The sequence below is a fragment of the Bradyrhizobium sp. ORS 278 genome (assembly GCF_000026145.1).
Lineage (GTDB): Bacteria > Pseudomonadota > Alphaproteobacteria > Rhizobiales > Xanthobacteraceae > Bradyrhizobium.
In genome coordinates, this window is the sequence record NC_009445.1 from 6010351 (window position 1) to 6025004 (window position 14654).

Here is a 14654-nt window from a genome sequence, read left to right on the forward strand (position 1 = left end):
ACCATGATCAACCCGCCTGCTTCACCCGCATGTACCACTCGACCAGCCGGCGGACCTGCCGCTCGGTATAGCCGCGCTCGACCATGCGCTGGACGAAGTCGGCGTGCTTCTTCTCGGTATCGCCATCCTTCTTGGTGCCGAAGGAGATGACCGGCAGAAGGTCTTCGACCTGCGAGAATATCCTCTTTTCGATGACTTCGCGGATCTTTTCGTAGGAGGTCCAGGACGGATTTTTTCCGCCGTTCTGGGCCCGGGAGCGCAGCGAGAACTTGACAACCTCGTTGCGGAAGTCCTTCGGGTTGGCAATTCCGGCCGGCTTCTCGATCTTGGTCAGCTCCTGGTTCAGGAGCTCGCGGTTGAGCAGCTGTCCCGTATCAGGATCCTTGAAGTCCTGATCCTCGATCCAGGCGTCGGCATAGTCGACATAGCGGTCGAACAGGTTCTGGCCGTAATCGGAGTAGGATTCGAGATAAGCCTTCTGGATCTCGTGTCCGATGAATTCGGCGTAGCGTGGCGCCAGATCCGCCTTGATGAACTCAAGATAGCGCTTCTCGATTTCCTCCGGCAGCTGCTCGCGCTTGATCGACTGCTCCAGCACATACATCAGGTGGACTGCGTCGGCCGAAACTTCCGACGTGTCGTGATTGTAGGTCGCGGCCAGCACCTTGAAGGCGAAGCGTGTGGAGATGCCGTCCATGCCCTCGTCGACGCCGGCGGCGTCGCGATATTCCTGCACGCTGCGCGCCTTCGGATCGGATTCCTTCAGGCTCTCGCCGTCATAGACCCGCATCTTTGCATAGAGCGTCGAGTTCTCGTGCTTGCGCAGCCGCGACATCACCGAGAAGCGGGCCAAGGTGTCCAAGGTCGCCGGCGCGCAGGGCGCGGTGGCGAGCTCGGAGCCCTGGATCAGCTTCTCATAGATCTTGCGCTCCTCGGTGGTCCGCAGGCAGTACGGCACCTTGATGACGCAGATACGGTCGATGAAGGCCTCGTTGTTCTTGTTGGTCTTGAAGCTCTGCCACTCGGCCTCGTTGGAGTGGGCGAGGATCACGCCGTTGTAGGGGATCGCGCCGATGTTCTCGGTGCCGATATAGTTGCCTTCCTGCGTCGCGGTGAGCAGCGGGTGCAGCATCTTGATCGGCGCCTTGAACATCTCGACGAATTCGAGGATGCCCTGGTTGGCGCGGTTGAGACCGCCCGAATAGCTGTAGGCGTCCGGATCGTTCTGCGCGAACGTCTCCAGCTTGCGGATGTCGACCTTGCCGACCAGCGAGGAGATGTCCTGGTTGTTCTCGTCTCCCGGCTCGGTCTTGGCGATGCCGATCTGGCGCAGCCGCGACGGCTGGATCTTGGCGACCCGGAATTGCGAGATGTCGCCACCGAAGGCCTCGAGCCGCTTGTAGCACCACGGGCTCATCAGGCCCGTGAGGCGGCGGCGCGGAATGCCGTACTTCTCCTCCAGCATCGGGCCCAGCGTATCGGGATCGAACAGGCTGAGCGGAGATTCGAACACCGGGCTCAATTCATCGCCGGCCTTCAGCACGTAGATCGGATGCACTTCCATCAGCTGCTTCAGCCGTTCGGAGAGCGACGACTTGCCGCCGCCAACCGGGCCGAGGAGATAGAGGATCTGCTTGCGCTCTTCCAAGCCCTGCGCGGCGTGGCGGAAGAAGCCGACGATGCGCTCGATCGTGTCTTCCATGCCGTAGAAGCCGGCGAAGGCGGGATACAGCCGAACCGTCCGGTTCAAAAAAATACGGCCAAGGCGTGGGTCCTTGGCCGTGTCGATCATCTGAGGCTCACCGATCGCAGCTAGTAGTCGCTCAGCGGCGTTCGCGTATCGCATCGGGTCGGTTCGACACGATTCAAGATATTCCTGCATCGACATGTCGGTCTGGCTTCGGGCCTCGAACGACCTCGCGAACGCGTTGAACAACGAATCGTTGTACATGATCCCTCTCCACGTAGGTTCCGCCGCACTTGCTGCAACGGGCCGAGATCCAAGTACGTTCCTACTGATCTCGAACCGACTCAGAGTGAAGCGCGCTAGCCCCCATTGGGCACCGTCTTCGTCCTTTTCCGCAACGCAAAGTGCATGCAGCATATGCCCTATCAACATGCACTTCGCTCAATAGTTCGGCAAAACCGCGCCAATCCCTTCTATTTGTACCCTATTGTCTCTGCTTCGCAACATCCGCAATACCCCGGCACCGTAATCCTCCGCGCCGCACAAGGTGTTGTGAAGCCACGTGAACTGGAAGCCGCGACGCACGCGAAGAAGTGTCGGAGATGCGGGTGAACCGGATATGAACGGATATCTTCTCCGCATCATCGAACGGCTGAAACGTTTCATTCGCGCAGCGGCGTGACACGCGCGCATCACACGCCAGCGCCAGGATTCGCGCAGCAATCTCCGAGCTGCGTCGTGAATTTTCACGTATTGTCCGACGAGGACGTATGACGCGGCCCGCGCAGCGAGAGCTCTCGCCGGGCGTAGCTCATGATCACTGATCCGGCTGCGTCGAATCTCAAGAGCAACGATTAAGCCGCTCGCCGGACGCCTTGTCGGTCGATCGAGAGTCGTACGACGATGATCGTCAACCCCGGCACGTCGTTTCTTGTTCGGCACGAGCAAAAGCATCTCAAGGAAGACATGTGACGCGGTTGGCGCTTTGCAAGGTGGCGACGTCATCAAAGACCGCGAAGACCTTCCAAGCTTTGCTTGAGACGAGGGCGCTATGCTGACGATGCGATAGGGCCCGCGACTCTCGACGTCGACCTCGGCGCCTTGGATCACATCATCATTCGCTTGCGCATGGCGCTCGCTCCGCGCTCGGGTGACCGCCTCCCACGCGGGGTGCTGAACTCGGCGTCCTACGCCCGGCCATCCGTCACCGCCTCGCAGACACGCCAGCGTCCCTGAAAACTGTCACGAAGCTGTTGGGATTCCTCCAGGATCAATCCAATATGAATGGCGTTATCCAGATGGCTGGCGCATAGTTCGCCCAGGGCCGGGCCGGTTCTGCCTGGAACCCAAAAAAGCAAGCCAGAGCACATAGATAGGCAGCAATGAACCCCGTCAAGACACTCGAACGACATGGCCAGGCGGTCTGGCTCGACTTCCTCGCGCGCGGCTTCGTCGCCAAGGGCGACCTGAAGCGGCTGATCGACGAGGATGGCGTCAAGGGCGTGACCTCCAATCCAGCCATCTTCGAGAAGGCGATCGGCAGCTCGGACGAATATGATGCGCCGATTGCCAAGGCGCTGAAGAGCGGCGATCGCTCGCCGACGCAGCTGTTCGAGACGGTTGCGGTCGAGGACATCCAGAACGCCGCCGACGTGCTGCGTCCGGTCTACGACCAATTCGACGGCAATGACGGCTTCGTCAGCCTGGAAGTCTCGCCCTATCTGGCGATGGATGCCAAAGGCACGATCGCCGAGGCCGAGCAACTCTGGAAGGCGGTCGACCGCAAAAACCTGATGATCAAGGTGCCGGCGACCGATGCCTGCCTGCCCGCGATCGAGCATTTGATCTCCAAGGGCATCAGCGTCAACATCACCCTGCTGTTCTCGCAAGAGGTCTACCGTCAAGTCGCGGAAGCCTATCTCGCCGGTCTTGAAGCCTATGTCGCCGATGGCGGCGACCCGTCACATGTGGCGAGCGTCGCCTCGTTCTTCGTCAGCCGCATCGACAGCGTCGTCGACAAGCAACTGGACGAGAAGATCGCCCAGGCCAATGACCCCTCTGAGAAGGAACGGCTGACGGCGCTGAAGGGCAAGATCGCGATCGCCAACGCCAAGATGGCGTATCAGGATTATAAGCACCTGTTCGCCGGCGAGCGCTGGGAGAAGCTGGCCGCAAAGGGCGCCAAACCGCAGCGGCTGCTGTGGGCGTCCACCGGCACCAAGAACAAGGATTACAGCGACGTCCTCTATGTCGAGGAGCTGATCGGCCCGAACACCGTCAACACCGTCCCGCCGGCGACGCTGGACGCCTTCCGCGACCACGGCAAGGTGCGCGACAGCCTGGAGGAGGACGTCGAGGCAGCCAAAGCCGCGCTCGAGGATCTCGCCAAGACCGGCATCTCGCTCGACGACATCACCGCCGATCTCGTGATCGACGGCGTCAAGCAGTTCGCCGATGCCGCCGACAAGCTCTATGGCGCGGTGGCGCACAAGCGCGCCGTCGTGCTCGGCGAAGCGCTCGGGCAGCAGTCGATCGCGGTGGCTGCTGATCTGGAGAAGAAGGTCGCCGCTGCCACCGAGGAGTGGCGCAAGGCCGCCAAGATCCGCCGTCTCTGGCACAAGGATGCCTCGGTCTGGACCGGCAAGGACGAGCAGAAATGGCTGGGCTGGCTGACCAGCGCCGAAAAGGCCGATCTCGCCGACTATGAAGACTACGCGCAGCGCGTGAAGGGACAAAAATTCTCCGACGCCGTCGTGCTCGGCATGGGCGGCTCCAGCCTCGGCCCGGAGGTGCTCGCGAAGACCTTCCCGCGCAAGGCCGGCTTCCCCCGACTGCACGTGCTCGACTCGACCGATCCGGCGCAGGTGCGCGCGATGGAGAAGAAGATCAATCTCTCCAGCACCGTGTTCATCGTGTCATCGAAGTCGGGCGGCACCACCGAGCCCAATGCGATGAAGGATTATTTCTTCGCGCGCATCAGCGAGGCGATCGGGCCGAAGAAGGCCGGCCACCGCTTCATCGCCGTCACCGATCCCGGCTCGTCGCTGGAGAAGGCGGCCAAGGCGCAAGGCTTTGCGCGCATCTTCCATGGCGAGCCGACCATCGGCGGGCGTTATTCCGTGCTATCGCCGTTCGGGCTGGTGCCGGCCGCGACCGCCGGGATCGACGTGCGCAGGCTGATCACCAACGCCTTGTCGATGGTGCGTTCTTGCGGCCCCGACGTGCCGCCGCTGCAGAACTCCGGCGTACAGCTCGGCCTCGCGATGGGACTCGCCGGTCTGGACGGCCGCGACAAGGTAACGATCTTCGCCTCGCCGAAGATCGCCGATTTCGGCGCCTGGGCCGAGCAGCTGATCGCCGAATCCACCGGCAAGGAAGGCAAGGGCCTGATCCCGATCGACGGTGAGCCTGCCGCGTCGCCTGACGTCTACGGCCACGATCGATTCTTCATCGACATCAAAATGGACGGCGACGACGTCGCCGGCCACGACGAGAAGGTGGCCGCGCTCGAAGAGGCCGGTCATCCTGTGGTCCGCATCGTCTTGGCCTCGATCGATCAGCTCGGACAGGAGTTCTTCCGCTTCGAGATGGCGACAGCGGTCGCCGGCGCAGTTCTCGGCATCAATCCGTTCGATCAGCCCGACGTGGAGTCGGCGAAGATCAAGACCCGCGAGCTCACGGCCGCGTTCGAAGAGACCGGCGCGCTTCCCGCAGAGGAGCCGGTCGTCTCCGTGAAAGGATGCGAGCTCTACACCGACAGCCACAATGCCGAGAGCCTGCGCGAGCACGGCGCCGACGGTACCCTCGCCTCCTGGCTGAAGGCGCATCTCGGCCGCGCCGGCGACGGCGACTACATCGCCCTGCTCGGTTATATCGAGCACAACGACGCCAACACCGACGCCTTGCAGCGCATGCGTCTGAGGCTGCGCGACACCAAGCATCTCGCAACCTGCGCCGAGTTCGGCCCGCGCTTTCTGCATTCGACCGGGCAAGCCTATAAGGGCGGCCCCGACAGCGGCGTGTTCCTGCAGATCACCGCCGACGATTCGCAGGACCTGCCGATCCCCGGCCAGAAGGCGAGCTTCGGCGTCATCAAGGCGGCGCAGGCGCGCGGCGATTTCGACGTGCTCACCGAGCGCGGCCGCCGCGCCTTGCGCGTGCATCTCAAAGGCAATCTGAAGTCGGGCCTGAAGATGCTCGACAGTGCCATCACCGAAGCGCTGAGCTAGGAAGGTCTCCTCGATGCAGTTGGGAATGATCGGTCTCGGGCGGATGGGCGGCAACATCGTGCGCCGCCTGATGCGCGCGGGGCATTCGTGCGTGGTCTATGATCGTGATGCGAAAGCGGTTGCCGCGCTGGTTTCCGAGGGAGCGACCGGCGCAGCGAGCCTCGAAGAGTTCGTCGGCAAGCTCGCGACGCCTCGGCATGCCTGGATCATGCTGCCGGCCGGCAAGATCACCGAAGCGACCGTCGAGCAGCTCACCAAGCTGATGTCCAGCGATGATGTCATCATCGATGGCGGCAACAGCTTCTGGCAGGACGACGTCCGCCGCGGCCAGGCGCTGCGCGAGCGCGGCCTGCATTATGTCGACGTCGGCACGTCCGGCGGCGTCTGGGGCCTCGACCGCGGCTATTGCATGATGATCGGCGGCGACAAGGAAGTCGTCGACCGGCTCGACCCGATCTTTTCGACGCTGGCGCCGGGCATCGGCGACATTCCGCGCACGCCCGGCCGTGACGGCCGCGACCCGCGCGTCGAGCAGGGCTACATCCATGCCGGCCCGACCGGCGCCGGCCATTTCGTCAAGATGATCCACAACGGCATCGAATATGGCTTGATGCAGGCCTATGCGGAGGGCTTCGACATTTTGCGGCATGCCAACAGCGACGCGCTTCCCGAGGCGCATCGCTTCGACTTCGATCTCGCGGATATCGCCGAAGTCTGGCGACGCGGCAGCGTCATCCCGTCCTGGCTGCTCGATCTCACCGCGAGCGCGCTGGCGCGCCAGCCGGGCCTGGAGAAATATTCAGGTTATGTCGAGGATTCCGGCGAAGGACGCTGGACCGTCAATGCCGCGATCGACGAGGCCGTGCCGGCCGAGGTTCTGACAGCCGCGCTGTTCGCGCGCTTCCGCTCGCGACAGGAGCACACCTTCGCGGAGAAGATCCTGTCGGCCATGCGCGAGGGATTCGGCGGCCACAAGGAGCCCGAGCAGCATCCCGATCCGGCGCGCCAGAGTGCGCCCGAGATGGTCAAGCCCAAGGACGATCATAAGGCGGACCGCGCGTGACCCCGCTGCATCCGCACCAGCCGCCGCATCAGAAACCCGACGCTTGCGCCTTCGTCATCTTCGGCGTGACCGGCGACCTCACGCATCGCCTGGTGCTGCCGTCGCTGTACAATCTCGCCGCCGGCAATCTGCTGCCGGATCGATTCTGCATCGTCGGCATCGCGCGTAAGGGCATGTCGAGCGATCAATTGCGCGTCAATCTGATGGAGGGATTGCGGAAATACGCGACCCGGCCGGTCGAGGACGAGATCGCGCAGCGCCTTCTGCAATGTGTGACGGCGATCGAGGCCGATCCGAAGGAGCCGGACAGTTTCGACGAGCTGAAGGAGCGGCTCGAAAAGCTCGAGACGGCAAGAGAGACACACGGCAACCGGCTGTTCTACCTCGCGACCCCACCCGCCGCCTTCGCGCCGATCGCCCAGCAGCTCGGCCGCGTCGGGCTATTGAAGGAGGACGGCAAGGCGTGGCGCCGACTGGTGGTCGAGAAGCCGTTCGGCACCGATCTCGCCTCGGCCAAGAAGCTCAACGATCAATTGCTGGAGCTCGTCACCGAGCATCAGATTTACCGGATCGATCATTATCTCGGCAAGGAGACAGTGCAGAACATCCTGGTGCTGCGCTTCGCCAACGGCATGTTCGAGCCGATCTGGAATCGTCATCACATTGACCACGTGCAGATCACCGTTGAGGAGAAGCTCGGCGTCGGCACGCGCGGCAGCTTCTATGACGCCACCGGCGCGCTGCGCGACATGGTGCCGAACCATCTGTTCCAGCTGCTCTCGCTGGTGGCGATGGAGCCACCGGCGCGTTTCGACGCGCATACCGTTCGCTCCGAGAAGGCGGAGGTGCTCTCGGCCATCCAGCCGCTCACGGAAAAGGAAGCGCTGCTGAACTCCGTGCGCGGTCAGTACAAGGCCGGCATCGTCGGCGACACCGAGGTGACGGGCTATCGCGAGACGAAGGATGTGAATCCCGACAGCGCGACCGAGACCTATGCCGCGCTCAAACTGACTATCGACAATTGGCGCTGGGCCGGCGTGCCGTTCTATCTGCGCACCGGCAAGGCGCTCGGCGCCAAGCGCACCGAGGTCGCGATCAAGTTCCGGCAGGCGCCGTTCGCGATGTTCAGCTGCACGCCGATCGATACGCTGGCCGAGAACTATCTCGTTATCGGCATCGAGCCCACCCAGAGCATCACCCTGCAGTTCAATACCAAGATCCCCGGGCCGACCATCCGCACCGACGGCGTGCAGATGAAGTTCAACTACAAGGACTATTTCCAGGCCGAGCCGGCCACCGGCTACGAGACGCTGATCTATGACTGCATGATCGGCGACAACATCCTGTTCCAGCGCGCCGACAGCGTCGAGGCCGGCTGGAAGGCGGTTGAGCCGTTCATCGAGGCCTGGAAGAAGGCCGGCCGCGACGGCCTGCACAGCTACGAGGCGGGCAGCGAGGGGCCCAAGGCTGCTGCCGACCTGCTCGCGCGCGACGGCCGCAGCTGGCGCAAGCTGGCCTGAGGCGATGGGCATGCCCTCTCCCGAGCTGGTGCGCGTCGCCGACAAGGCGGCGATGGCGCAGGCCGCCGCCGATGTCCTGCTCGTACGCATCGCCGCCAATCCCGGCCGTGTCGCCATCTGCCTCACCGGCGGCTCCAGTCCGAAGCAGCTCTATGAGCTCTTGGCGACGGACGCCTATCGCGACCGCATTCCCTGGCCGCGCGTGCACTGGTTCATCGGCGATGAGCGTTTTGTTCCGCCCGGCGATCCGCTGCACAACATGACCATGGCGCGCCGCGCCTTCCTCGACGCCTGCGCGCCCGCGTCCAATATCCATCCGATCCCGACGGAGACGAGCAGTCCCGAGAGCAGCGCGGCGGCCTATGCGCGCGAGCTGATGGCATTCTACGGCGCGAACGTGCTCGATCCGGCGCGGCCGCTGTTCGATCTCGTGCTGCTCGGCATCGGGCCGGATGGCCACGTCGCCTCGCTGTTTCCAGGCTTTCCGGCGGTCGACGTCAGGGATCGCTGGGTGGTCGGCGTCGACAAGGCGCATGTCGCGCCGTTCGTGCCGCGGGTCAGCCTGACGCTGCCTGTGCTCGCCTCCTGTCGCACCATGTTGTTCGAGGTGGGCGGGGCGGACAAGCGGCCGATCCTGACGCGCGTTCTGGCCGGCGAAGACCTGCCGGCCAATCGCGCGCGGTCGAATGAGAGGACGACATTTCTCATCGATGATTCGGCGTGGCCGGGGCCATCGGCGACGCTCCCCCACGCGCTGATCGTCATGGGCGTGTCGAGCTCGGGAAAGAGCACGGTCGGCCAGGCGCTGGGCCGGCGCCTCGGCTGGCGGTTCGAGGACGGCGACAACTTTCATCCGCCCGCCAACGTCGCCAAGATGAGCGCGGGCCAGCCGCTGACCGACGAGGATCGCTGGCCCTGGCTGCGGGCGATCGCGGACGAGATCGCGCGCTGCCGCGCCAAGGGCGAGCGCATCATCATCGCCTGCTCGGCGCTCAAGAAGGCATACCGCAAAATCCTGGCCGGTGATCCCCATGACGTCCGCCTCATCTATCTCGAAGGCGACCGCGAGCTGATCGGCGACCGCATGGGCCACCGCAAGGGCCATTTCATGCCGCCCGGGCTGCTCGACAGCCAGTTCGCGACCTTGGAACCACCCGGCGCCGACGAGCATCCTATCAAGGTCTCGGTCAACGCGCCGGTCGAGCATATCGTCGACGACGTCCTGCAACAGCTTGCAATCGGTCGGGACCGTGCCTGACCACGAATGGAAGGGCTCATGACCCGCATCGCTCTCGTCGTGTCCGATGTCGACGGCACGCTGCTGACCAAGGACAAGGTCCTCACCGAGCGCGCGGCCAAGGCCGCGCGCGAGCTGCGCGAGGCCGGGATCGCCTTCACCATCACCTCGAGCCGCCCGGCGATCGGCATGGGTTTCCTGATCGCGCCGTTGCAGATCGATCTGCCGGTCGGTCCCTTCAATGGCAGCTCGATCGTCAGTCCCGAAATGCGGCCGCTCGAGCAGAGCCTGATTCCGGCGGACGCCGCCGAGCGCTCGGTTGACCTGCTGCATCAGCGCGGCATCGACATCTGGCTGTTCACCGCCGACGCCTGGCTGACGCGCAATCCGGACGGCGACTATGTGCCGAACGAGCAGCGCGCCATCCGCGCCGACCCCACCATCATCGGCGATTTCGCGCCCTATCTGTCGAGCGCCTGCAAGATCGTCGGCGCCAGCCGCGACTTCGATCTGCTCGCCCGCTGCGAAGCCGAGATGCGCGAACTGCTGGGCAGCGAGGCCACCGCGGTCCGCTCGCAGAGCTACTATCTCGACATCACCCCGCCCGGCCGCAACAAGGGCACCTTCGTCACCGCGATGGCGCGGCGGCTCGGAATTGCCCTGGACCAGGTGGCGACCATCGGCGACATGCACAATGACGTCGCCATGTTCGAGGTGAGCGGCCTGTCGATCGCGATGGGCAATGCCAGCGACGACGTGAAAAGCAAGGCGAGGCGCGTTACGACCTCCAACCAGGACGAGGGCTTTGCCAACGCCATGGAGATGATCCTCGCCGAGAACGCGCAGGGCTAGCGCTCGGAGTCACGCATCCGAGCGCTGCTTGGCGGGCTTGTCGCACGTCCTTTTGGCGCCGCTGAGATTCTGCGCCGTGTTGACCAAGGCGATATGCGTCAGCGCCTGCGGAAAGTTGCCGGTCTGCCGTCGCGCATCGATGTCGTATTCCTCGGACAGCAATCCGACATCGTTCGCGATCTTGACCACGCGCTGGAACAGCGTCTCGGCCTTCGCGACGTCGCCCGACAGCACATGCGCATCAGCCAGCCACAGGGTACAGGCCAGGAAGGCGCCCTCGATCGGCTGCTGCTCCTGCGACGAGACCTCGCGCGGATCGTGCCTGAGCACAAAACCGTCGCGCATCAGGTGCTGCTCGATCGCTGCGATGGTGCCGCGAATACGCGGATCGGAGCTGGGCAGGAAGCCGACCGCCGGCAGCAACAGAAGGCTCGCATCGAGCAGCTTGGAGCCATAGGACTCGACGAAGCTGCCGATCTCCGCGTCGTACCCCTTCTCGCAGATGTCGCAATGGATCGTCTCGCGCAGCCGCCGCCAGCGCTCGAGCGGCGCCTCCAGGCCAAAGCGCTCGGCGCTCTTGATGGCGCGGTCGAACGCGACCCAGGTCATCACCTTGGAGAACACATAGTGTCGGCCGTCGCCGCGGCGCTCCCAGATGCCGTGGTCCGGCTTGTCCCAGACATCGGTGAGATGATCGACCACCGCACGTTCGAGGGCCCAGGTGCCGTCATTCAGTTTCAGCCTGGTCATGCGCGCCTGGTGGAACGCATCGATCAGCTCGCCAAAGACGTCGAGCTGCAGCTGCGCATGCGCCGCGTTGCCGATGCGGACCGGCTGCGAGCCCTCGTAGCCCGGCAGCCATTCCGCTTCCCATTCGGTCAGGCGGCGCTGGCCCATGATGCCGTACATGATCTGCATGTGGGCCGGCGCGCCGGCAGCCGCGCGCAACAGCCAATTGTGCCAAGCCAGCGCTTCCTCGGTGTAGCCGGAGTTCATCAGGGCCAGCAGCGTGAAGGTCGCGTCGCGCAGCCAGCAGAACCGATAGTCCCAATTGCGCCAGCCGCCGAGCTTCTCCGGCAGCGACGTCGTCGGCGCGGCGACGATGCCGCCGGTCGGGCCGTAGGTCAGCGCCTTCAGCGTGACGAGCGAGCGCATGACGAGATCGCGATGGTCGCCTTGATAAGTGCAGCGGCGCGACCAGTCCGACCAGAACGCCTCGGTATCGCGAAGCGCCTGCCCGTAGTCGATCGGCTTGGGAGGTGGCAGATGCGATGCGCCATAGGTCAGCACGAACGGCACGGTCTCGCCGGCGGCGACCTCGAATTCGGCGACCGTCGTCATATCCTCGCCGTGGGTCTCGACCGGCGTGTGCAGCACCGCCATGTCCGGCCCGCACACGGCGAGCAGCGCGGAGCGGTCCTCGGAGCGCCGGACCCAGGGGATCTCGACACCGAAGCCGAAGCGGATGATCATGTCCATGCGCATGGCGACCCTCCCGGACACGCCGCGCACCAGCCGGACGACGTCGGAGGCTCTGCCGCGGGGCGGCATGAAGTCGATCAGCTCGACTGTGCCCTCCGCGGTTTCGAAGCGCGTCTCGAGAATGAGGCTGTCGCCACGATAGCGGCGCGAGGTGATGGTCACCTCGTCGCGCGGTGCGATCAGCCAGCGGCCGTGGCTGTGATCACCGAGCAGCGCCGCGAAACAGGCGTCGGAATCGAACGCCGGCCAGCACAGCCAGTCGATCGACCCGTTGCGGCTCACCAGCGCCGCCGTCTCGCAATCACCAATCAGCGCGTAGTCTTCGATCCTGCAGGACATTCCACATCCCGTGTGCAAATGCCCCCCGCCGAATTCCCCGCTGCTTAAACGCTGGCCGGGCTGATCCGTTCAGCGGTTGCGGCCTTGAGCGCGTCGACGCCCACGGCACCGGTGATGTCCTCCAGGTCGATCGGCATCTTGCGACGCCAGTTCGGATGCTCGTCGATGGTGCCTGGGATATTCGGCTGATCGACGACGCCGAGCAGATCCTCCAGCGAGATCGCCAGCAGCCGCGACCGCGTCCGCGACAGGAAGCCGATCGCGGAGTGAACGTCGTTGTTGTGGATCCCGTTGTGGCGGAGCACCTCGTCCCACAGCCCGAGCGCATGCCAGCGATCCTGGTCGGTCTCGCCGGGATCGATGTCCAGCCCGCGCTTGGTCTTGAGGTCGCCGAACGAGCGCCAGCCGGCATAGGTGGAGAGATCGTGGGTGTTCAGCGTGACCAGCGCGTTCGGCGGATAGTAGTCGACGTCCCGGAAGCGGCCGTTGTCGTCACGCTCGAAGATCATGACCTTGTAGGACCACAGTCCCCAATCGGCCATCTGCTCGCGGAACCCCTCCGGCACCGTGCCGAGATCCTCGCCGATGACGATGCACTGGCTGGCGACGCTCTCCATCGCGGTGGCGGCGAGCAGCGCGTCGAACGGCATCTGCACATAGGCGCCCTGCTTGGCCGGAAAACCATGCGGCACCAGATAGAGCCGCTTCAGCCCGAGCACATGATCGAGCCGGATCGCGCCGGCATGGCGCATCGAGGCACGGATCATCTCTCTGAAGGGCTCAAAATTCCTGAGCTCGAGCCCAGGTGCATTGAAGCCGGCCAAGCCCCAATTCTGCCCGACCGTATTCAGCGGATCCGGCGGCGCACCGACCGACAGGGTGCGCGAGATTGCGCCCTGCTCGTTCCAGGCATCGAAACCGTCGGATTGAACGCCGACGGCAACGTCGAGATACAGGCCGACCTTCATGCCCAGGCGATGGGCAAGATCCTTGCAACGGCGCAGTTGCCGCTCGGCCAGCCACTGCACATAGGCAACGAAATCCGCCTCGCGCGCATCCGGGCCGTTGAGCAGCGCCGCGCAGCGCGCCGCATCCGGCTGCCGCCACCCCTCGGGCCACTCCCACCAAGGCTTCTGAAAGCGATGCCGCAGCACCTCGAAACAGGTGAAGCGCGCCAGAAGATCGCCGCGCTCGGCGCGGTAGGCCTTGAACTCGGCCGCATCGGCAGCGTCGGGCGCGGCCATGAACGCATCGAAGGCCGCGCGCAGCGCCGGCCATTTCAACGCCGCCACGCCCTTGTAGTCGACCAGTTCGGCCTGCCGCAGCGGCTCCAGCACCTTGCTATGGGGCCCGTCGGCAAAGCCCGGCGCCTGCTCGACGTCGACATAGAGCGCATTGAGGAACAGCCGGCTGTTCGGCGCATAGGGGCTGAAATCGCCGGGACGATCGTCGAACAGCGCATGCAGCGGGTTGAGGCCGACGCCATCGGCGCCGAGCTTGGCGCAGGTCTCGATGAGGTTGGCGAGGTCGGTGAAGTCGCCCATCCCCCAGTTGCGGCGCGATTTGATGCCATAGAGCTGCACGGCCAGCAGCCAGACGCGATCGAAATCGCCCGAAAACGCCTTGTCGGGTGCGACCAGCAGCGGCAACTCCTCGCGGCATGACGACGCATCCAGGAGCTCGACGCGATAGCTGCCGGCGGGAAGATCCACCGGCCATTCGATGAACGCCTCACCCGTCTCGCCGCGCGCGACGGCGATATCGCCGCGCCTGACCGTCCACTGGACCGGCAACTTGGCCGCATCGCTCAGCCGGCTTCGCGTCGGCTGGGCCGGCCGAATCACGATCGCGCCGCTGAGCAGCCGATGCGGCGTCGGCCTGGGAAAGGCCTCGACGATGATCTTGAGGGCGGCCTCGTCGGTGACGCGGCGATTGCCCTGACCGTCATAGAATTCTGTCAGGATTCCGAGACTGTGAGCTTGGCTGTAGAGATCCATTCGACACGCGTTCTGACGTCGCGAGGGTCGCACGTCGTGAAATTGTTGTGGGACGGCAAGAGGATAGGCCCCTAACGCGCCGCGCTGGCCCTCGTTCCCTGGGGAACAAAAACCCGGACTGCGGCTTTGTATCGGGTGGTTCCGGTTCCTAGCGAACCGGGACACGGTTTTCTTGTCAATGGCATCACCGTGAACAAATTTCCGCACACGTTCGAGAGCGTCGCGATCCCCGGCGCTTTCTCCCCTAT

The 14654-nt window shown here is 64.5% G+C and carries 8 protein-coding genes; 5 read left to right on the top strand and 3 right to left on the bottom strand.

The genetic code is table 11. The features are described 5' to 3' along the window. Positions 1 to 7: 7 nt before the first annotated feature. On the bottom strand, positions 8 to 1951 hold the full coding sequence (locus BRADO_RS27030) for a PrkA family serine protein kinase (protein ID WP_012029375.1): 1944 nt from the start codon (positions 1949 to 1951) through the stop codon (positions 8 to 10). Positions 1952 to 3069: 1118 nt separating this feature from the next. On the opposite strand from BRADO_RS27030, the gene BRADO_RS27035 reads away from it, so the two are divergent. From BRADO_RS27035 to BRADO_RS27055, 5 genes are read left to right on the top strand one after another with little or no spacing between them, the layout of a single operon-like run. Then, a complete protein-coding gene (locus tag BRADO_RS27035; RefSeq protein ID WP_012029376.1) occupies positions 3070 to 5916 on the top strand; it encodes a bifunctional transaldolase/phosoglucose isomerase in 2847 nt (948 codons plus the stop codon). A 13-nt stretch (positions 5917 to 5929) separates the two neighbouring features. Continuing rightward, positions 5930 to 6979, top strand: a complete 1050-nt coding sequence (gnd, locus tag BRADO_RS27040; protein ID WP_012029377.1) for a phosphogluconate dehydrogenase (NAD(+)-dependent, decarboxylating) — start codon at positions 5930 to 5932, stop codon at positions 6977 to 6979. Continuing rightward, the gene (gene zwf / locus BRADO_RS27045; RefSeq protein WP_012029378.1) at positions 6976 to 8499 is read left to right on the top strand and encodes a glucose-6-phosphate dehydrogenase; all 1524 of its coding nucleotides are present in this window, start codon (positions 6976 to 6978) and stop codon (positions 8497 to 8499) included. Before gnd ends, zwf begins: the two co-directional genes overlap by 4 nt. Positions 8500 to 8509: 10 nt before the next feature. Next, the gene (gene pgl, locus BRADO_RS27050; RefSeq protein ID WP_012029379.1) at positions 8510 to 9757 is read left to right on the top strand and encodes a 6-phosphogluconolactonase; all 1248 of its coding nucleotides are present in this window, start codon (positions 8510 to 8512) and stop codon (positions 9755 to 9757) included. A gap of 18 nt (positions 9758 to 9775) precedes the next feature. Then, positions 9776 to 10588, top strand: a complete 813-nt coding sequence (locus BRADO_RS27055; protein ID WP_012029380.1) for a Cof-type HAD-IIB family hydrolase — start codon at positions 9776 to 9778, stop codon at positions 10586 to 10588. Between the two features lie 9 nt (positions 10589 to 10597). On the opposite strand, the gene BRADO_RS27060 is transcribed toward BRADO_RS27055, so the two are convergent. Next, positions 10598 to 12409: a glycoside hydrolase family 15 protein gene (locus tag BRADO_RS27060; protein ID WP_012029381.1), complete on the bottom strand. Its 1812-nt coding sequence runs from the start codon at positions 12407 to 12409 to the stop codon at positions 10598 to 10600. 44 nt (positions 12410 to 12453) lie between these two features. Next, the gene (gene malQ / locus BRADO_RS27065; protein WP_012029382.1) at positions 12454 to 14406 is read right to left on the bottom strand and encodes a 4-alpha-glucanotransferase; all 1953 of its coding nucleotides are present in this window, start codon (positions 14404 to 14406) and stop codon (positions 12454 to 12456) included. Positions 14407 to 14654: the final 248 nt, after the last annotated feature.

What these genes read in the sequence shown, in the direction of transcription:
- BRADO_RS27030 (WP_012029375.1), bottom strand. Translation starts at nt 1,951, where the DNA reads ATGTACAACGATTCGTTGTTCAACGCGTTCGCGAGGTCGTTCGAGGCC.
- BRADO_RS27035 (WP_012029376.1), top strand. Translation starts at nt 3,070, where the DNA reads ATGAACCCCGTCAAGACACTCGAACGACATGGCCAGGCGGTCTGGCTC.
- gnd (WP_012029377.1), top strand. Translation starts at nt 5,930, where the DNA reads ATGCAGTTGGGAATGATCGGTCTCGGGCGGATGGGCGGCAACATCGTG.
- pgl (WP_012029379.1), top strand. Translation starts at nt 8,510, where the DNA reads ATGCCCTCTCCCGAGCTGGTGCGCGTCGCCGACAAGGCGGCGATGGCG.
- BRADO_RS27055 (WP_012029380.1), top strand. Translation starts at nt 9,776, where the DNA reads ATGACCCGCATCGCTCTCGTCGTGTCCGATGTCGACGGCACGCTGCTG.
- BRADO_RS27060 (WP_012029381.1), bottom strand. Translation starts at nt 12,409, where the DNA reads ATGTCCTGCAGGATCGAAGACTACGCGCTGATTGGTGATTGCGAGACG.
- malQ (WP_012029382.1), bottom strand. Translation starts at nt 14,406, where the DNA reads ATGGATCTCTACAGCCAAGCTCACAGTCTCGGAATCCTGACAGAATTC.